This window comes from Pseudomonas sp. KH_050 (assembly GCF_057838875.1).
In genome coordinates this window covers 2684298-2702251 of record NZ_CM174478.1, presented here as the reverse complement: position 1 = coordinate 2702251, position 17954 = coordinate 2684298, and the positions used below count along the sequence as shown (strand labels likewise).

Sequence of the window (17954 nt, the reverse complement as noted above, 5' to 3'; positions counted from 1 at the left end):
GCTACGAGGTGAGTTGGGCATTCTACTCGCTGTGCAGGTTTGCATAAATCAACTCCGCGAGCTTTTTACTGATCCCTGGTGCTTTGGCGATCTCCTCGATGCTTGCACGAGACAGCTCCTGCAATCCACCAAAATGTTTGAGAAGTTCGCGGCGGCGTTTCGGACCAACCCCTGCTACTCCCTCAAGCGTTGAGGTCCGCCGGGTTTTGCCGCGGCGCGCGCGGTGCCCGGTAATGGCAAAACGGTGCGCCTCATCGCGTATCTGCTGAATCAGATGCAGTGCCGGAGAGTCGCCGCGCAAAGTGAACTCATGGGCCGCGTCATTGAGGTAAAGCGTTTCGAACCCGGCCTTGCGCGTGGCCCCCTTGGCGACACCGAGCAAAATCAGGTCAGGCACGGCCAGCTCATTGAGCACGTCACGGGCCATGGACAGCTGACCTTTACCGCCGTCCACCAGAAGAATATCCGGCAGCTTGCCCTCGCCGTCCTTGAGCTTGCTGAACCGTCGAGTCAGCGCCTGATGCATCGCCGCGTAGTCATCCCCTGGCGTCACGCCTTCTATGTTGTAGCGACGATAGTCGGATTTGAGCGGGCCTTCAGGACCGAATACCACGCAGGAGGCGACTGTCGCCTCGCCACTGGAGTGACTGATGTCATAACACTCGAGGCGTTGTGGCGGCTCATCCAGATTCAGTACTTCAGCCAGCGCCTCGAACCGCGCGGCAACATGCTGGCGGTTGGCCAATCGCGCGCCCAGCGCTTGCTCGGCATTGGTCACCGCCAGCTGCTGCCAGCGCGCGCGAGTGCCGCGAACCCGGTGGCTGATGCTCAACTCGCGCCCACGCAGCTCTTCGATGGCGGCGACAATGGCCGGGAAGTCTTCATGGACGACGTTGACGATCAACTCGCTCGGCAAGTCCCGTTCGGGGCTGCTGATGTAGTACTGACCGAGGAAAGCCGCCATGACCTCGGCCACCTCCTCTTCAATACCGACCTGCGGAAAGAAGTTCTTGCTGCCCAGCACCCGCCCGCCTCGCACGCTGATCAGGTGCACGCAGGCACCACCAGGGTTGATGAACGCCGCGACCACATCGACATCGCCGGTACCGCCTTCCATGCTCTGCTGGTCCTGAACCCGTCGCAGCAGGGAAATCTGATCACGCAGTTCGGCGGCACGTTCGAAATCAAGCGTGCTCGCGGCCTGCTCCATGCCACTGGACAGTTCGTCAGTCAGGGCATTGCTGCGGCCTTCGAGGAACATCACCGAATGGCGCACGTCTTCGGCATAGACTTGAGGTTCGACCAGCCCGACACAGGGCGCCTTGCAGCGCTTGATCTGGTATTGCAGGCAGGGCCGCGTGCGGTTCTTGAAGTAACTGTCTTCGCACTGGCGAACCAGGAACGTCTTTTGCAACAGGCTCAGGCTCTCGCGAATTGCACCGGCACTGGGATAAGGCCCGAAATATTTGCCCTTCTGCTTTTTCGCGCCGCGATGGATGCTCAAGCGCGGAAACTCGCTATCCGAGAGAAATACATAAGGATAGGATTTATCGTCGCGCAGCAGGATGTTGTAGGGCGGACGCCACTCCTTGATCAGCGTCTGCTCAAGCAACAACGCTTCGGTTTCATTGGCGGTGATGGTCGTTTCGATCTGCGCGATATGCCCGACCAGCGCGGCGGTTTTCGGCGCCAGTCCGGCCTTGCGAAAATAACTCGCCAGGCGTTTTTTCAGGTTTTTCGCTTTACCGACGTAGAGCAGGCGCGCATCGCGGTCGAACATGCGATACACACCGGGGTGCCCACTGCAGGTGGAGAGAAAAGCACTTGGATCAAACGGGTCGGTCATTTTCAGAGACTGGCATCAACCATGCCGTGGCGGACCGCCAACAGCGTCAATTCGACATCGCTGCTGATCGAGAGCTTCTCGAAAATGCGGTAACGGTAGGTATTCACGGTTTTCGGAGACAGGCACAACTTATCGGAAATAATCTGGACTTTCTGACAGCCCACTATCATCAACGCGATCTGGATCTCACGCTCCGACAGCGCATCGAACGGCGTGTCGCTGGTGGGCTGAAACGACTTGATCGCCAATTGCTGGGCAATTTGCGGGCTGATGTAGCGCTGGCCGGCAAACACCAGGCGAATGGCCTGAACCATTTCCCCCAGGGCCGCACCTTTGGTCAGATAACCCGCGGCACCCGCCTGCAACAGACGTGTGGGGAACGGATCCTCTTCACATACAGTAACAGCGACGACCTTGATTTCCGGGTGACTGCGCAGCATTTTGCGAGTGGCTTCAAGACCGCCGATCCCGGGCATCTTGACGTCCATCAGTACCACATCGGGCTTCAATTCCCGGGCCTTGATCAAGGACTCTTCCCCCGACTCGGCCTGGCCGACCACTTGTAATCCATCGATATCAGACAGCATCCGTGTAATGCCTGTACGAACCAGATCATGGTCATCGACCACTAGCACCCTAATCAAGCAGACACCCCGCGATATGGTCTTGTTGGTTGCCGGACACCTTAGCAAAAACCGGCGGGCAGACCTAGCTGCAGCGTTATATAAAGCATACCCGTACACAATTCGCGCTTGCCGAGTGACAGGCGCTGACGACCTGATCGATCAGGAGTCGGCTGACTCGGAGTTGCGCTTCAAACCGTGGGCAATGGAAAACTCTGCCAGGGTAATGGTCAATCGGCGAATTGCATCCTGATCCTCCTTGAACAGCGCCCGATAGCAACCCAGGACCTTTTCTTCCACCTGGCTGAGATTCTCGATCAGCGTCGGCGTCCGGTTCCCCGTCAGTACATACAAGACATCCACGCCCCGCTCTGCCACTCTGGACAAATAATCTGCCTTGGGCGCGCGTCCACCATTTTCATATTTGCCTTGCGCGTTAGCTTCAACGCCTCCGATTTCGCCAAAAACTTTCTGCGACAACCCAAGTCGCTCTCTTTCCTGCCTTAAACGCGAACCGATTCCACTCATTTGGATGTATGATCCTGTTTTGTGCACCCCTTGAGGTGCCACACCTGTTGCTCATTGAACACTTTTGAACGGTTTTGAACTATGCCCGGTATTCGCACCGCCGCACAAGCCAAGGCTTGGCTGGAACATCAAGGAAAATCCGTTCAACAATTTGCTCGCGAGCACGGCGTTGATCCGGCCACCACTTATCAAGTGCTCGCTGGGCGCAAGAAGGGACGGCGTGGAGAGGCCCACAAGGTGGCGGTCCTGTTGGGCATGAAAGATGGTGTCATCCTGGGGGACACCGAGCAGCAGGGTCAGGAGCAGGGGCAGGCCTGAAGTATCAGTATGCGCTTAATCCACCGCCGCACTCGTTTTACTCGAAATACCTGCCCTGCGTCCTGCAACAGGGTCTTGTCAGTGTAGCGGGTAAAATTCGCTCAGCCTGAACGGTCATGTATCCGCGCAACACAGTCGCTCCATCCGCAGAAAACAGTCGTCGTCACCGACCACCTCCAGGCCCATCCGCTCATAGAGCCGCTGTGCCGGATTGCCTTTGAATACGGTCAGTCGCAACGCAGGTCGACGCTCTTTGCAAGCCATCGAAAACGCCTGCTCGATTGCCCAGCTTCCGGCCCCCTGGCCACGACTTGCCTCGATCACATGCAACTCACGAATGTATAAAGCCCTCGCATCGCGACTCAGGCTGAGAAAACCCAGCACGGCTTCGCCCCGGCAAATCAGCCAGTTCTGGCGACCGTCCCACGCCACATCGAAGGCTTCGTCGTGCCACCGCAAATCGTAGCGAAGGTAATAGCGCAGCATGGTTTCGCGGGTCAGCCTGCGAGCAAAGCGCAAGTCTGCCGATGAGGCTGGACGTAATTCATAGTCCATCACGACACTCGTCGATTTGCCCGACGGCCACGACCTGGCCAGTCCAGCCAGCGGCGTCATGGCGAGCGACCACCAGAACATCGCCGGCACCCGCTGCGGCGACAATCAGTTCGCCGTCGGACGCCCAGATGGCGCTGCGCCCTGCCGACTCCCAGCCCCCGGTCGCACCGCCGTGGTTGGCCATCAATACCGTCATCGAATGCTCGACAGCGTAGCCCTGCAACAAGGCGGTATCCGCGGCATAACCGTTTTCGCTGATCAACACGCCCGCCGCATAGAGGTCCGCACCTGAATCAGCGGCTTGCCGGGCATGACTGGCATGGGAAAAATCCGCGCAGACCGCCAAGGCTACACTGGCGTTGCCGATGGTCAGCATCGAACCACCCGCGCCAGGGGCAAACGCTACCTCTTCGCCCGGATGCAGATGCTGTTTGCTATAGATTGCCAGTGAGCCATCGGCGGCCAGCACCAGTGCGCCGATCAGTACATCCGACTCGCCTGACAGCCTGATCGGCATGCCAACGACCGTGGTTACCCCGAATTCCCGGACAACGTCGCGCAGCGGCTGCAGAACCGGGTCATCCAGGGTGATCGCGAGTGTCGCAGCCAGGCTGCGTTCATAACCGGTCAGCGACAACTCGGGAAACACCAGCAGCTGCACTCCCTGCTCGGCGGCGATCTCGATGAAGCGCCGGTGCCGGGCAATATTGGCGTGAAGATCACCCGCAATGGCGATCGATTGGGCGGCAGCGATGGTCAATGTGCTCATGTTTCGTCCCTGGTCACAGATCGTCTTGAATGCAACAAGTGTGTCACAAAGCAGATGGCCCCTTAAGTCATAGCGATCGTCTCAAGGGTCTATAGCAATTTCTGATTGAACCCCTGTACCCGCCTCGAGTAAGCTCGGCGCATTCATCGGAGAAACACCATGTTGCCTACCCTCTCACTGCCTCGTCACACCGCCAGCGCCCTGCGCCCGGTTGCGGCTGCGCGAGTGAGCAAGGCATGCGCTCCGGTCAGCTTTTATTTTGGGTATTGGTTTAGCCACTGGCGCGCCTGATACCCACACGGCGCCCACTTCTACGGGTCGCCACTTGAGAATTCTCAACCCCCGGTCGGCTTCCCGATCGGGGGTTTTGTTTTTTCAGCCCCAACCATTTGCGCATCACTACACAACGAATCGAGGAATCACCCCATGAACTACGCCACCTATTACCGCTACGACACCTGCACCACCTGGCGATTTACCAGCCGCCGTTCGGGACAGCCTGCCGCCTCCGATCGGTCACCCAAAGGTGGCAAGCACCCACACGTAGCCAATCCGGCCAATTGTCGAACACCCCAGTAGGGCCGAGCGCGCGGGAACGAACCCGCCGCCAGCCCAGGAAGCCCGAACATGAACTCCTCCGTCTCTGCTCTGCCGCTGTCCACCTTGCCCTCTGCCAATGAAGCGCTGACCCTGCGTCTGCCGAGCTCACTGGCGCTCAAGCAGCAATTGCCGCTCAACACGGCCCTGACCCAGCAAGTCGCCACCCATCGTCAAGCGGTGCGCGCGATCCTCAACGGTGAAGACCCCCGTCTACTGGTCATTGTCGGCCCCTGCTCTATCCATGACCCGCAATCGGCACTCGAATACGCCGGCAACCTCGCGCGACTGGCGACCGAGGTCAGCGATCAAATGCTGCTGGTGATGCGCGCCTACGTCGAAAAGCCCCGTACCACCGTCGGCTGGAAAGGCCTGGCCTACGATCCGAAGCTCGATGGCAGCGATGACATGGCGGGCGGCTTGACCCTGTCCCGCGAGCTGATGCGCGAAATGCTGCGCCTGGGTTTGCCGATTGCCACCGAACTGCTGCAGCCAATGGCCGCGAGCTACTTCGATGACCTGCTGAGCTGGGTCGCCATCGGGGCGCGCACCACCGAGTCGCAGATCCACCGGGAAATGGCCAGCGGCCTGAGCCTGCCGGTCGGCTTCAAGAACGGCACCGATGGCGGCGTCGCCATTGCCTGTGACGCCATGCGTTCGGCGGCTCATCCCCATCGGCATTTCGGTGTCGACAGCCAGGGGCATCCGGCGATCATTCAGACGGCAGGCAACCCGGATACCCACCTGGTGCTGCGCGGCGGCCATCGCGGGCCGAACTACGACCGGCAAAGCGTCAGCCAGGTGCACAACGACCTGAGAAAACTGGCGATCCCGATGCGGATCATGGTGGATTGCAGCCACGCCAACAGCGGCAAAGATCCGTCACGTCAGCCGGCAGTGTTCGCCGATGTGCTCGAGCAACGCTTGCAAGGCGACCATTCGCTGATCGGTATGATGCTTGAGAGCCATCTGTTCGAAGGCTGCCAACCGCTGGGCAAAAACCTGCGTTACGGCCTGTCCGTGACCGATGGCTGCCTGGGTTGGGATGCCACCGAGCAACTCTTGCGCCAGGCGGCGCGGCAGTTGCGTGGATCCGCCTCCCCTGCGCAAGCGAGCCTTTGATAACGACCGCCACTGCCCATCACCCGCACGGCTCGGGGCCTGATCGCCCATCAGACCCCGGACGCCCCACAGCTCGCAGCGGGTAAATAACGATTAATCGCAGGGTGACTCCAACTCAATCTCCAGTCGTCACCTGCGAGGGAGAAGACTGGATCCGATTACCCCTTTATTACAATCTGAATAACCCGACCATTCCTATGCCATTTTCTTCAGAAAACTGCGGCTATTTCCCACTCATTACTCCTCGCCGCCTGCACTAGAGTGAGGAGGAAACCCGCCCCTTCACTTTAGAAAGGAACGAACATGCAACGGAATGCAGAGACTCAATATCCCATTCTCCTGGTCCACGGACTGTTCGGCTTTGAGCGCATAGGCAAGCTGGAGCTCTTCCACGGTATCAAGCCTGCCCTGCGACTCGCTGGCGCGAGAGTCTTCGTCCCTTACCTGTCCGCCGTTCATAACAACGAACTGCGTGGCGAACAGTTGCTGGCACAAATCGATCGGCTGCTGCTCGAAACAGGTGCCGCCAAAGTCAATCTGATCGGCCATAGCCAAGGCGCGCTGGCGGCCCGTTACGCGGCCGCGACCCAACCGAAAAAGATCGCCTCAGTGACCTCGGTCAGCGGCCCGAATTATGGCTCAGAACTCGCCGACTACCTGCGCAAGGCATTGACCCCAGGACAATTGCCCGAGTCTGCGGCCGCGGCCGTGGTGACTCTGTTTGCCGAGTTTCTGACCTTGCTCAGCACCACCCCCCAGACACCCCACAATGCGATAGCCGCACTCAACGCCCTGACCACCGAAGGTGTAGGCGCCTTCAACCACAAGTACCCGCAAGGCCTGCCGAAAACCTGGGGCGGCAGCGGCAAGGAGTTGGTCAACGGTGTGCGCTATTTCTCCTGGAGCGGCATCCTCACTGACAACCTGCTCGCTGAAGGGCCGAACCTGCTCGATCCGCTTCACGGCATATGCCGGGCTTTTTCCGAGTACTTCAGCAGTGAGTCTGAAGGCAACGACGGCTGGGTCGGTCGCTACAGCTCGCACCTGGGCACGGTCATCCGCTCCGATTACCCGCTGGACCATATGGACACCGTCAATCAGACGGCCGGACTGGTGCGCAAAGGGGTCGACCCGGTCGAACTCTATGTCCAGCACGCCGAACGCCTGAAAAACCTTGGCTTGTGATGCCGTGCCGGCCATTTGCGATCCCCCGGTCATCACCAGGGTGCACCGAAAGCAGGCACGGCCAGGGAACTTTGCCGAGAAATAGCCCACAGAATCCGGTAGGCTCAGCACTTTTAATGCAAGTTGAATGGAGTATCTCCCATGGCCAAAGCCACTGCCCGCCACATCCTGGTTGCCGATGAAGCCAAGTGCAATGAACTGAAAGCCCAAATCGAAGCCGGCGCCGACTTCGCTGAAATCGCCAAAGCCAACTCCACCTGCCCGTCCAGCCGTCAGGGCGGCGATCTCGGCTCCTTCGGCCCGGGCCAGATGGTCAAGGAATTCGACACCGTGGTCTTCAGCGCGCCGCTCAACACCGTGCAAGGCCCGGTCAAAACCCAGTTCGGTTATCACCTGCTGGAAGTGACCAGCCGTCAAGACTGATCCATCCGCGATTTGTTTTAACAACGGCCCGCCTTCTGGTGGGCCGTTGCGTTTAAGTGAAGCAATTGTGACTGGCGAGGGACACGCCGGTAGCGTACAAATTATCTTCATCGATCACCCGGCTCTTAAGGCTGACAATGCGACTGGCTTTCCCTTTATTGATGTTCACCGCCCTGGCCCTGTTGCTGGGCGCCACGGCTGTGAATGCCGCACCGCAACATGCAATGACGGTGTATGGCGAACCCGCCAGATACCCCGCCGGCTTCAGTCACTTTGCCTATGCCAATCCACTGGCCCCCAAGGGTGGCAGCATGCGCCGCTCGGCCATCGAGATCGGCCATTTTGACCATGTATTGCCCTATATCGACAAAGGCATCGGCGTTTCGCAACTCGATGGTTTCATCTACTCGCCGCTGGCCCAGCGCTCTCTGGATGAGCCCTACACGGTGTACGGCCTGGTCGCGCAAAAGATGGAGCGGACCGACGACGGTTTGTCGCTGCGCTTTTATCTGAACCCCAAAGCCCGTTTTGCCGACGGTACGCCGATTACCGCCGAGGATGTGCGCTACACCTATGACTTGCTGATGACCCAGGGCAGCCTGCGTTATCGCACCCAGTTCGCCGACGTCAAAGGCGTCGAGGTGGAGTCGCCGCGCACCATCCGTTTCGACTTCAAAAGCAATGAAAACCGCACCCTGCCGCTGGATATCGCGAGCTTGCCGGTGCTTCCCGAACACTGGTGGAAAACCCGCGACTTTGCCAATGGCGGCGGCTACGAAGCACCGCTGGGCAGCGGTCCGTATCGAGTCAGCAAGGTCGACTCCGGCCGCAGCATCACCTTTGCCCGCGACGCCGACTGGTGGGGCAAGGACCTCCCTGTCAGCCGCGGGCTCTACAACTTCGATCGATTCAGCATCGAGTACTTCGGCGATACCGACGTCGCGCGCCAAGTGCTGCGCGGTGGCGCCTATGATTACAACCGGGAGTTCTCGGCCACCGGCTACTCCATCGGTTACGAGGGCCCGGCCCTGAGTGATGGCCGCCTGCAAAAAGCCCAGCTGGCCAAAGAGGCACCGCAACCCTCCCAGGGCTTTGTGTTCAATCTGCAAAACCCGATGTTCCAGGACCGCCGCGTGCGCCAGGCGCTGGCCATGCTCTGGGACTTCGAGTGGAGCAACCGGCAAATGATGCGTGATATGTACATCCGCCAGCAGAGCTACTTCTCCAACACCGCGCTGGCGGCCCGGGCACTTCCGGACGCGGGCGAGCTGGCAATCCTCGAGCCGCTGCGCGGACAGATTCCCGATGAAGTCTTTACCCAGGTATTCGAGGCGCCGAAGACCGATGGCAGTGGGCTGATCCGCGACAAACAGCTGCAGGCACTGGCCTTGCTCGAAGAGGCCGGCTGGAAACCGGACGGCGATCGACTGGTCAATGCCGCAGGTGAACCCTTGAGTTTCACCTTCCTGAATACGCAAAGCGGCATCGACCGCCTGCTGCTGCCTTACAAACGCACCCTGGCACAGATCGGCATCACCCTGAACATTCGGCGCATCGACTCCTCGCAGTATGTGAACCGGTTGATGGCCCGTGACTATGACATGATCGTTACCGGCTACCCGGTCACCACCTCGCCGGGCATGGAGCTGTACAACTACTTCGGCTCGGCCTCGGCCAATGACCCCGGCTCCAATAACTACATGGCCCTGAAGAATCCGGCGGTCGACAGCCTGATCAGCGGGCTGGTCAAGGCCACCACTGCGCCAGAGATGCTGCGTTATGCCCATGCGCTGGACCGGGTGTTGCAGTGGAACTACTACTGGATTCCAAATTACTACCCACCGGGGTCCTCCACCGTGTGGTGGAACCGTTTTGGCAGGCCCGCGGTGCAAGCCAGCAATGACGAAGCCATCGAAACCTGGTGGGAAACCAGCAGCGTCCCCTTGACCAACGAACAGATGGCCGCCGAGCGCATCCGTCGGGGCAAACCCGGAGGGCCACACTGATGCTGGCTTACATACTGCGGCGCCTGCTGCTGATCATCCCGACCCTGCTGATGATCTTGCTGGTCAACTTCGTCATCGTCCAGGCGGCACCGGGCGGCCCGGTGGAACAGGCCATCGCTCGCCTGCAAGGGATCGGCGGCGCGGGTATCGGCGGTTCCAGCGAGGCCATGAACCATGGCTCACGGGCCAGTCGCGGCCTCGACCCACAACTGATCAAGGACATCGAAAAGCAATACGGCTTCGACAAACCGGCACCGGAACGCCTGTGGCTGATGCTCAAGAGCTACGCGCGAATGGACTTCGGCAAGAGCTTCTTTCGCGGCGCCACGGTCACCGATCTGATTCTCGACAAGATGCCGGTGACCATCTCCCTCGGGCTCTGGGCGACGCTCATCACCTACCTGGTGTCGATCCCGCTGGGGATTCGCAAAGCGGTGCATCACGGCAGCCACTTCGACATCTGGAGCAGTACGGCGATCGTCCTCGGCTATGCCATGCCGGCGTTTTTGTTCGCAATGTTTCTGATCGTCGTGTTCGCCGGTGGCACCTCGTTGAACTGGTTCCCGGTGCGCGGCCTGGTCTCGGACAATTTCGAACAACTCTCGACCCTCGGCAAAATCGCCGACTACTTCTGGCACCTGGTACTGCCCGTCACCTCGCTGGTGATCGGCGGTTTCGCCACGCTGACCATTCTCACCAAGAACTCGTTCCTCAACGAAATCACCCGTCAATACGTGGTCACCGCCCGCGCCAAGGGGCTGAGCGAGCGACGGGTACTTTATGGCCATGTGTTTCGCAATGCGATGCTGCTGGTGGTCTCAGGGATTCCCCAGGCCTTCATCAGCGTGTTTTTCGCCGGTTCCCTGTTGATCGAAGTAATCTTCTCCCTCGATGGCCTGGGCCGCATGAGTTACGAAGCGGCGGTCTCGCGGGATTACCCGGTGGTATTCGGCTCGCTGTTTATTTTCACGCTGTTCGGCCTGCTGATAAAACTCATCGGCGACCTTTGCTACACCCTGGTCGACCCGCGTATCGACTTTGCCGCGAGGAACGCCTGATGTTCAGACTCTCGCCCCTGGGCCGTCGACGCTTCGAGCGTTTCAAGAAAAATCGCCGTGGCTGGTGGTCGCTGTGGCTGTTTGTCGGCCTGTTTATCCTGACCCTTGGTGGTGAACTGATCGCCAATGACAAACCGCTGGTGCTCAGTTACCAGAACTCATTGTATTTCCCGGTGTTCAAACGCTACACCGAGCAGGAATTCGGGGGACAGCTGCCGTTCCAGGCTGATTACCGCAGCGATTATGTGCAGCAACTGATTCGCCAGGACGGCGGCTGGATGCTGTTCCCGCCGATTCCGTTCAACGACGACACGCCCAACTACGAGCTCACCCAGCCCGCCCCCAGCCCACCGTCGAAAGTCAACTGGCTCGGCACCGATGATCAGGCCCGCGATGTCATGGCGCGGGTGATTTTCGGTGCGCGGGTGTCGATCCTGTTTGCCCTGGCGCTGACTTTTATCAGCGCGCTGATCGGCATCGCCGCCGGTGCCCTGCAGGGCTACTACGGTGGCTGGGTCGACCTGCTCGGTCAGCGGTTGCTGGAGGTCTGGTCGGGGCTGCCGGTGCTGTACCTGTTGATCATCCTCTCGGGCTTTGTCGAACCGAATTTCTGGTGGCTGCTGGGGATCATGGCGCTGTTTTCCTGGCTGGCGCTGGTGGACGTGGTGCGCGCCGAGTTCCTGCGCGGGCGCAACCTGGAGTACGTCAAAGCCGCCCGCGCCCTGGGCCTGACCGACCGCAAGGTGATCGTGCGGCACATCCTGCCCAATGCCATGAACGCCACCTTGAGCTACTTGCCGTTCATTCTCACCGGGGCGATTTCCACCCTCACCGCCCTCGACTTCCTCGGCTTCGGCATGCCCGCCGGCAGCGCCTCGCTGGGCGAACTGATCGGCCAGGGCAAGCAGAACCTGCAAGCACCCTGGCTGGGCCTGACGGCGTTTTTCACCCTGGCGCTGATTCTTTCATTACTGGTGTTTATCGGCGAGGCGTTGCGCGACGCCTTTGATCCACGATCTTGATCCACGATTATGAAGCGGACCCAATACATGAGCGACAACCTGATCGAAATCCGCGACCTCAGCGTGGCCTTCAACGGCCAGAAGGTCGTGCGCGACCTGTGCCTGGATATCCGTCGCGGAGAATGCCTGGCACTGGTGGGCGAATCGGGCTCGGGCAAATCGGTGACCGCCCACTCGATCCTGCAACTGCTGCCCCAGACCGGCACACACAGCAGCGGCAGCATCCGCTATCGCGGCCAGGAACTGCTGGGTGCGGATGCCAGCGTGCTGCGAAAGCTGCGCGGCGATCGCATCTCGATGATTTTCCAGGAACCGATGACCTCGCTCAATCCGTTGCACAGTGTCGAAAAGCAGATCGGCGAGACCCTGCTGCTGCACAAGGGCCTGGGTGGCAGGGCCGCACAACAACGCATCATCGAATTGCTCGAACTGGTGGGCATTCGCAAACCCCAGGAGCGGCTCAAGGCCTATCCCCATCAGCTCTCTGGCGGCCAGCGTCAACGGGTGATGATCGCCATGGCCCTGGCCTGCGAACCGGAACTGCTGATCGCCGACGAACCGACCACCGCGCTGGATGTGACGGTGCAGCGCAAGATCCTGTTGCTGCTCAAATCCTTGCAACAGCGTCTGGGCATGTCGTTGCTGCTGATCAGCCACGACCTCAATCTGGTGCGCAGCATCGCGCAACGGGTCTGCGTGATGCGCGAAGGGCAAATCGTCGAGCAGGCGGAATCCGAGACGCTCTTCACCCAGCCAAAACACCCCTACAGCTGCGTACTGCTCAACGCCGAACCGGAAGGCGAAGCCTTGCCGCGGGATGAACGCGAGGCGGTGTTGCAGGTCGACGACCTCAGCGTGGTATTCCCGCTGGGCGGCGGGCTGTTTCAACGCAAGACTTACCTGCGCGCGGTCGATGGCATCAGCCTCAGCCTGCAGCGCGGCAAGACCCTGGGCATCGTTGGCGAGTCCGGTTCCGGCAAGTCCACCCTCGGCCAGGCGATCCTGCGCCTGCTCGATTCCCAAGGCAGTATCCGCTTCCAGGGCCAGGCCCTCGACGGCCTGACCCAGAAGCAACTGCGGCCCTGGCGCAAACAGATGCAAGTGGTGTTTCAGGACCCGTTCGGCAGCCTCAGCCCACGGATGTCCGTGGCACAGATCATCAGTGAAGGCCTGGAAGTTCACAGCCAGTCGACCGCTGCCGAATGCGAAGCCCAGGTGATTCGGGTGCTCGAAGAAGTCGGCCTCGATCCACAAAGCCGCCATCGCTATCCCCATGAATTTTCCGGCGGCCAGCGCCAACGCATTGCCATCGCCAGGGCACTGGTGCTCAAGCCGGCGCTGATTCTGCTGGACGAACCGACCTCGGCGCTGGACCGCACGGTGCAAAAGCAAGTGGTCGCCCTGCTCCGTCAGCTGCAGGAAAAACACGGCCTGACCTACCTGTTCATCAGCCATGACCTGGCGGTGATACGCGCCCTGGCCCATGACATGATCGTGATCAAGGACGGTAAAGTGGTGGAAAGTGGCGCCAGCCATGAGGTGTTCGGTGCGCCGCAGCACCCCTATACCAAAGAACTCCTGGCCGCCGCGCTCCCGCATTCGCCAGCGACCCTGTAACCTTGAGCCTATTGCAGCCCATTTTCTTATCCGGACATCACCCATGAGCCCTAACGCAGAACTGTATAACCCCTCCACCGACTATGCCGACAAGCTAATCTCGCGCATTGGCCAGACCCCCTCCTGGATCGCCAAACGCATCGGCGTCACCGACAAGCGTATTCGCTACATCCTCGAAGGTTCGCGCACCGTCAAAGGCGAAACCACCCTGATCCAGATGACCTATACCGAACAGTTCGCCCTTGAGTGTCTGGCCGCCGAAGCCGCTGCCCGGAAAAAGTAACCTTTGTCGGGACCGCCCATGAACGACACCGAAAGCCTCAAGGATTACCAGCGTGTGCGCCTGCTGGCGATCCGCTCGTTGTTCGAGATCATCGAGCAATCCAGCGAAGGCACGGTGATCGTCGACCGCGATGCCAATATCGTCTGGATGAACGAGCGTTACGCCAAACGCTTCGGCCTCGAATCGGCCGAGGTGGCCATCGGCAAGCCCTGTGAAAGCGTGATCCCCGGCAGCCTGTTGCGCGAAGTAGTGCGCACCGGTCGACCGATCCTGCTGGACATGCAGGACACCCCGAAAGAGCCGCTGGTGGTGATGCGCCTGCCGATCCATGACGATGCCGGCACAGTCATCGGCGCCATCGGTTTTGCCCTGTTCGATGAACTGCGCAGTCTGTCACCCATGCTCAAGCGCTACATGAGCATGCAGGAGGAGCTGGCTTCGACTCGCTCGCTGCTGCGGGCGCGGCAGACCAAATACAACTTCGCGCACTTCATCGGCACCAGCGCCGCCAGCCTGGAAGTCAAACGCCGGGCCCGGCGCAGCGCCAGCGCCGATTCACCGGTATTGCTGCTGGGTGAAACCGGCACTGGCAAGGAGTTGCTGGCCCAGGCGATCCATGGCGCCTCGCCGCGGGCGCACAAAGCCTTTGTCAGCATCAACAGCGCGGCGATTCCGGAAACACTGCTGGAAGCCGAATTCTTTGGCACCGCCCCCGGTGCCTTCACCGGCGCGGACCGCAAGGGTCGCAGCGGGAAACTGCAGATCGCCCAGGGCGGCACGCTGTTTCTCGACGAAATCGGCGACATGCCGCTGCCATTGCAGAGCAAGTTGCTGCGGGTGCTGCAAGAGAAGGAGTTCGAACCGGTCGGCTCCAACGAAGTGATCCAGAGCGATGTGCGGGTGATTGCCGCCACCTCCACCGACCTGCAGGCCGCGATCAAGCGCGGCGAGTTTCGTGCTGACCTGTATTACCGCCTCAACGTGCTGCCGATCCAGGTACCGCCACTGCGCGAACGACTCGACGATCTGCCGGCGTTGAGCGAAGCCATCCTCGAAGAACTGCGCAGCCAGCATGAGCTCGACAGCCAAGCCCTGGCGCTGCTCGGCCAGCATGCCTGGCCGGGCAACATCCGTGAATTGCGTAATGTGCTGGAACGCGCGGCGTTGCTCAGCGACGACCTGATGTTGAACGCAGCGGATATCCGCGCGGCAATCGGGACTTTCAGTCCGGTGGAGCGCCTTGCGTCTTCGGCGCTGGGGCCTATTGTCAATGAAAGCTTCAGCGCGGCGCGAGAGCGGTTTGATCGGCAGTTGATTGAAACGGCCCTCGCGCAATGTGGTGGGAAAGTCATCGAGGCTGCGGCGCGCCTGGGGTTGGGGCGATCGACGCTGTACAAGAAGATGGTGGCGTTGGGGATTGCAGAGTCTCAATAGAGAGACATAAATCTCATAATTGAGATGACCTTTCAGATTGCTGAAAATCAAAAGATCGCAGCCTTCGGCAGCTCCTACACCAATCGGCGCGACCGAAAACCCGTAGGAGCTGCCGCAGGCTGCAATCTTTTCCGACACCCCCGGTCTCCAAAAAGAGACAGATTGACTCTCCCACACCACACAAAAATAAAATATCTATATTTTTCAACAAGTTAGTGTACTGGCACGAAACTGGCTATACCCACAGCCACCAAAGCTTCACCTCTACAAAAATAACAATCCAGGAGACACACCATGAGTGTGATCATCGCTTTAGCAGCCCTTTCGCTGCTGATGCTCGCCGCCTACCGTGGCTACAGCGTTATCCTCTTCGCCCCGATTGCCGCCCTTGGCGCGGTATTGCTCACTGACCCTTCCGCTGTCGCTCCGGCCTTCACCGGGGTGTTCATGGAGAAAATGGTCGGTTTCATCAAACTGTATTTTCCGGTGTTCCTGCTCGGTGCGGTGTTCGGCAAGCTGATCGAGCTGTCCGGCTTCTCGCGTTCGATCGTCGCCGCAGCCATTCGCTTGCTTGGCACCCGTCAGGCAATGCTGGTCATCGTGCTGGTCTGCGCCCTGCTGACCTACGGCGGTGTGTCGCTGTTCGTGGTGGTGTTCGCGGTCTACCCGTTTGCCGCCGAGATGTTCCGCCAGAGCAATATCCCCAAGCGCCTGATCCCGGCGACCATCGCCCTGGGTGCGTTTTCCTTCACCATGGACGCCCTGCCCGGCACCCCGCAGATCCAGAACATCATCCCCAGCACCTTTTTCAACACCACTGCCTGGGCCGCGCCGTGGCTCGGGTTGATCGGTGCAATCTTCGTGTTCTGCGTCGGCATGCTCTATCTGCAGCGCCAGCGCAACAAGGCCCAGCGCTCGGGCGAAGGCTATGGCAGCGAGCTGCGCAACGAGCCGGAAACCGCTGCAGACATCACGCTGCCCAACCCCTGGATCGCCCTCTCGCCGCTGCTGCTGGTCGGCCTGATGAACCTGCTGTTCACCCACTGGATTCCGCTCTGGTACGGCAAGACCCACAGCCTCAGCCTGCCGGGCATGGCCGCACCGGTGCAAACCGAAATCGCCAAGCTCACCGCGATCTGGGCGGTCCAGGCAGCGCTGCTGGTGGGCATCATCATGGTGCTGGTCTTCGGTTTCCAGGCGATCCGCGGCCGACTCGCCGAAGGCAGCAGAAGTGCGGTCAGCGGCGCGCTGCTGGCGGCGATGAACACCGCTTCGGAATACGGCTTCGGTGCGGTGATCGCCTCGCTGCCGGGCTTCCTGGTGCTGGCCGACTGGCTCAAGAGCATTCCCGACCCGCTGGTCAATGAAGCCATTACCGTCACCCTGCTGGCCGGTATCACCGGCTCGGCCTCGGGCGGCATGAGCATCGCCCTGGCGGCGATGTCCAACAGCTTTATCGCAGCGGCCAATGCGGCGAATATTCCGCTGGAAGTCCTGCACCGGGTCGCGGCCATGGCCAGCGGCGGCATGGACACCCTGCCGCACAACGGCGCGGTGATCACCTTGCTGGCGGTTACCGGCCTGACCCACCGCGAAGCCTACAAAGATATCTTCGGCATCACCATCATCAAGACCCTCGCGGTTTTCGTGGTGATCGGCACCTTCTACGCCACCGGCATTGTGTGAGGAACTTATGACTAATCTTTCCGGCAAAACCGCACTGGTCACCGGCTCCACCAGCGGCATCGGCCTGGGCATCGCCCTGAGCCTGGCCAAGGCTGGCGCCAATCTGATTCTCAATGGTTTCGGGGATGCCTCGGCGGTCATCGCCGAGGTTTCACAGTTTGGCGGCAAGGTCGGCCATCATCCGGCCGATGTCAGCGACCCGGCGCAAATCGCCGAGATGATCGCCTATGCCGAGCGCGAATTCGGCGGCGTCGACATTCTGGTGAACAACGCCGGCATCCAGCATGTAGCCCCCGTGGAAGACTTTCCGCTGGAGCGCTGGGACTCAATCATCGCCATCAACCTCTCTTCGGTGTTCCACGGCACCCGGCTGAGCCTGCCCGGCATGCGTGCCAAGGGCTGGGGGCGGATCGTCAACATCGCCTCGGTGCACGGCCAGGTCGGTTCTGCAAACAAGTCAGCCTATGTCGCCGCCAAGCATGGGGTGATCGGCCTGACCAAAGTGGTCGGCCTGGAAACCGCCACTACCAACATCACCTGCAACGCCATCTGCCCGGGCTGGGTGCTGACTCCGCTGGTGCAGAAGCAGATCGATGCGCGCATTGCCACAGGCGTCGACCCGCAGCAGGCGCAACATGATCTGCTGGCCGAGAAACAGCCTTCGCTGGAGTTCGTCACTCCACCGCAGCTGGGTGAACTGGTACTATTTTTGTGCAGCGAAGCCGGCAGCCAGGTGCGTGGCGCGGCGTGGAATATCGATGGTGGGTGGTTGGCGCAATAAAACTTTGAAGCTGGTGCAAATCCCGTAGCCGCTGGCGCAGCCTGCGTTCGATCGCGAAGCGGTCGTAAATTCAGTGCATGCGGTCCGTCAGGATGATTGAA

17 protein-coding genes are annotated in these 17954 nt (G+C 60.3%); 12 read left to right on the top strand and 5 right to left on the bottom strand.

Annotation, left to right across the window (positions count from 1 at the left end; genetic code table 11):
- Window positions 1–22: 22 nt before the first annotated feature.
- From uvrC to AC3IUA_RS12415, 3 genes are all read right to left on the bottom strand, one after another.
- Window positions 23–1846, bottom strand: a complete 1824-nt coding sequence (gene uvrC, locus AC3IUA_RS12425) for an excinuclease ABC subunit UvrC (protein WP_489361264.1) — start codon at window positions 1844–1846, stop codon at window positions 23–25.
- Window positions 1847–1848: 2 nt separating this feature from the next.
- The gene (gacA, locus tag AC3IUA_RS12420) at window positions 1849–2490 is read right to left on the bottom strand and encodes a response regulator transcription factor GacA (protein ID WP_489361263.1); all 642 of its coding nucleotides are present in this window, start codon (window positions 2488–2490) and stop codon (window positions 1849–1851) included.
- A 141-nt stretch (window positions 2491–2631) separates the two neighbouring features.
- Complete coding sequence (locus AC3IUA_RS12415; RefSeq protein WP_489361261.1) at window positions 2632–2997, bottom strand: helix-turn-helix domain-containing protein; 366 nt, start codon at window positions 2995–2997, stop codon at window positions 2632–2634.
- Window positions 2998–3078: 81 nt separating this feature from the next.
- Here AC3IUA_RS12415 and AC3IUA_RS12410 point away from each other — a divergent pair, with 81 nt between their 5' ends.
- A complete protein-coding gene (locus AC3IUA_RS12410) occupies window positions 3079–3315 on the top strand; it encodes a DNA-binding protein (RefSeq protein ID WP_489361259.1) in 237 nt (78 codons plus the stop codon).
- Window positions 3316–3429: 114 nt separating this feature from the next.
- On the opposite strand, the gene AC3IUA_RS12405 is transcribed toward AC3IUA_RS12410, so the two are convergent.
- Entirely contained in the window at window positions 3430–3870 is a 441-nt protein-coding gene (locus AC3IUA_RS12405; protein ID WP_489361258.1) for a GNAT family N-acetyltransferase, read from the bottom strand.
- Window positions 3860–4639, bottom strand: a complete 780-nt coding sequence (locus AC3IUA_RS12400) for a carbon-nitrogen hydrolase family protein (RefSeq protein WP_489361256.1) — start codon at window positions 4637–4639, stop codon at window positions 3860–3862. The genes AC3IUA_RS12405 and AC3IUA_RS12400 overlap by 11 nt, the downstream gene beginning before the upstream one ends.
- A 627-nt stretch (window positions 4640–5266) precedes the next feature.
- On the opposite strand from AC3IUA_RS12400, the gene AC3IUA_RS12395 reads away from it, so the two are divergent.
- The 11 genes from AC3IUA_RS12395 to AC3IUA_RS12345 all read left to right on the top strand — a co-directional run bounded on the left by AC3IUA_RS12395 (window position 5267) and on the right by AC3IUA_RS12345 (window position 17853).
- Window positions 5267–6358, top strand: a complete 1092-nt coding sequence (locus AC3IUA_RS12395; RefSeq protein WP_489361254.1) for a 3-deoxy-7-phosphoheptulonate synthase — start codon at window positions 5267–5269, stop codon at window positions 6356–6358.
- Between the two features lie 303 nt (window positions 6359–6661).
- On the top strand, window positions 6662–7543 hold the full coding sequence (locus AC3IUA_RS12390) for an esterase/lipase family protein (protein ID WP_489361252.1): 882 nt from the start codon (window positions 6662–6664) through the stop codon (window positions 7541–7543).
- Between the two features lie 141 nt (window positions 7544–7684).
- Window positions 7685–7966, top strand: coding sequence for a peptidylprolyl isomerase (locus tag AC3IUA_RS12385; RefSeq protein ID WP_489361250.1), 282 nt, complete (start codon window positions 7685–7687; stop codon window positions 7964–7966).
- Between the two features lie 137 nt (window positions 7967–8103).
- Window positions 8104–9972: an extracellular solute-binding protein gene (locus AC3IUA_RS12380; RefSeq protein ID WP_489361248.1), complete on the top strand. Its 1869-nt coding sequence runs from the start codon at window positions 8104–8106 to the stop codon at window positions 9970–9972.
- Complete coding sequence (locus AC3IUA_RS12375) at window positions 9972–11030, top strand: microcin C ABC transporter permease YejB (RefSeq protein ID WP_489361246.1); 1059 nt, start codon at window positions 9972–9974, stop codon at window positions 11028–11030. Before AC3IUA_RS12380 ends, AC3IUA_RS12375 begins: the two co-directional genes overlap by 1 nt.
- A complete protein-coding gene (locus tag AC3IUA_RS12370; protein WP_489361244.1) occupies window positions 11030–12052 on the top strand; it encodes an ABC transporter permease in 1023 nt (340 codons plus the stop codon). Before AC3IUA_RS12375 ends, AC3IUA_RS12370 begins: the two co-directional genes overlap by 1 nt.
- A 27-nt stretch (window positions 12053–12079) precedes the next feature.
- Window positions 12080–13669, top strand: coding sequence for an ABC transporter ATP-binding protein (locus AC3IUA_RS12365; protein WP_489361243.1), 1590 nt, complete (start codon window positions 12080–12082; stop codon window positions 13667–13669).
- Window positions 13670–13712: 43 nt separating this feature from the next.
- A complete protein-coding gene (locus AC3IUA_RS12360; RefSeq protein WP_489361241.1) occupies window positions 13713–13952 on the top strand; it encodes a hypothetical protein in 240 nt (79 codons plus the stop codon).
- 18 nt (window positions 13953–13970) lie between these two features.
- Entirely contained in the window at window positions 13971–15386 is a 1416-nt protein-coding gene (locus tag AC3IUA_RS12355; protein ID WP_489361239.1) for a sigma-54 interaction domain-containing protein, read from the top strand.
- A 294-nt stretch (window positions 15387–15680) separates the two neighbouring features.
- Window positions 15681–17072, top strand: coding sequence for a GntP family permease (locus AC3IUA_RS12350; RefSeq protein ID WP_489361237.1), 1392 nt, complete (start codon window positions 15681–15683; stop codon window positions 17070–17072).
- A 7-nt stretch (window positions 17073–17079) separates the two neighbouring features.
- The gene (locus tag AC3IUA_RS12345; protein ID WP_489361235.1) at window positions 17080–17853 is read left to right on the top strand and encodes a 3-hydroxybutyrate dehydrogenase; all 774 of its coding nucleotides are present in this window, start codon (window positions 17080–17082) and stop codon (window positions 17851–17853) included.
- Window positions 17854–17954: the final 101 nt, after the last annotated feature.

Bases quoted from the DNA above. Each gene is read 5' to 3' on its own strand.
- AC3IUA_RS12365 (WP_489361243.1), top strand. From the start codon at position 12,080: ATGAGCGACAACCTGATCGAAATCCGCGACCTCAGCGTGGCCTTCAAC.
- AC3IUA_RS12390 (WP_489361252.1), top strand. From the start codon at position 6,662: ATGCAACGGAATGCAGAGACTCAATATCCCATTCTCCTGGTCCACGGA.
- AC3IUA_RS12400 (WP_489361256.1), bottom strand. From the start codon at position 4,639: ATGAGCACATTGACCATCGCTGCCGCCCAATCGATCGCCATTGCGGGT.
- AC3IUA_RS12395 (WP_489361254.1), top strand. From the start codon at position 5,267: ATGAACTCCTCCGTCTCTGCTCTGCCGCTGTCCACCTTGCCCTCTGCC.
- AC3IUA_RS12410 (WP_489361259.1), top strand. From the start codon at position 3,079: ATGCCCGGTATTCGCACCGCCGCACAAGCCAAGGCTTGGCTGGAACAT.
- AC3IUA_RS12415 (WP_489361261.1), bottom strand. From the start codon at position 2,997: ATGAGTGGAATCGGTTCGCGTTTAAGGCAGGAAAGAGAGCGACTTGGG.
- uvrC (WP_489361264.1), bottom strand. From the start codon at position 1,846: ATGACCGACCCGTTTGATCCAAGTGCTTTTCTCTCCACCTGCAGTGGG.
- AC3IUA_RS12385 (WP_489361250.1), top strand. From the start codon at position 7,685: ATGGCCAAAGCCACTGCCCGCCACATCCTGGTTGCCGATGAAGCCAAG.
- AC3IUA_RS12350 (WP_489361237.1), top strand. From the start codon at position 15,681: ATGAGTGTGATCATCGCTTTAGCAGCCCTTTCGCTGCTGATGCTCGCC.
- AC3IUA_RS12380 (WP_489361248.1), top strand. From the start codon at position 8,104: ATGCGACTGGCTTTCCCTTTATTGATGTTCACCGCCCTGGCCCTGTTG.
- AC3IUA_RS12360 (WP_489361241.1), top strand. From the start codon at position 13,713: ATGAGCCCTAACGCAGAACTGTATAACCCCTCCACCGACTATGCCGAC.
- AC3IUA_RS12345 (WP_489361235.1), top strand. From the start codon at position 17,080: ATGACTAATCTTTCCGGCAAAACCGCACTGGTCACCGGCTCCACCAGC.
- AC3IUA_RS12370 (WP_489361244.1), top strand. From the start codon at position 11,030: ATGTTCAGACTCTCGCCCCTGGGCCGTCGACGCTTCGAGCGTTTCAAG.
- AC3IUA_RS12355 (WP_489361239.1), top strand. From the start codon at position 13,971: ATGAACGACACCGAAAGCCTCAAGGATTACCAGCGTGTGCGCCTGCTG.
- AC3IUA_RS12405 (WP_489361258.1), bottom strand. From the start codon at position 3,870: ATGGACTATGAATTACGTCCAGCCTCATCGGCAGACTTGCGCTTTGCT.
- AC3IUA_RS12375 (WP_489361246.1), top strand. From the start codon at position 9,972: ATGCTGGCTTACATACTGCGGCGCCTGCTGCTGATCATCCCGACCCTG.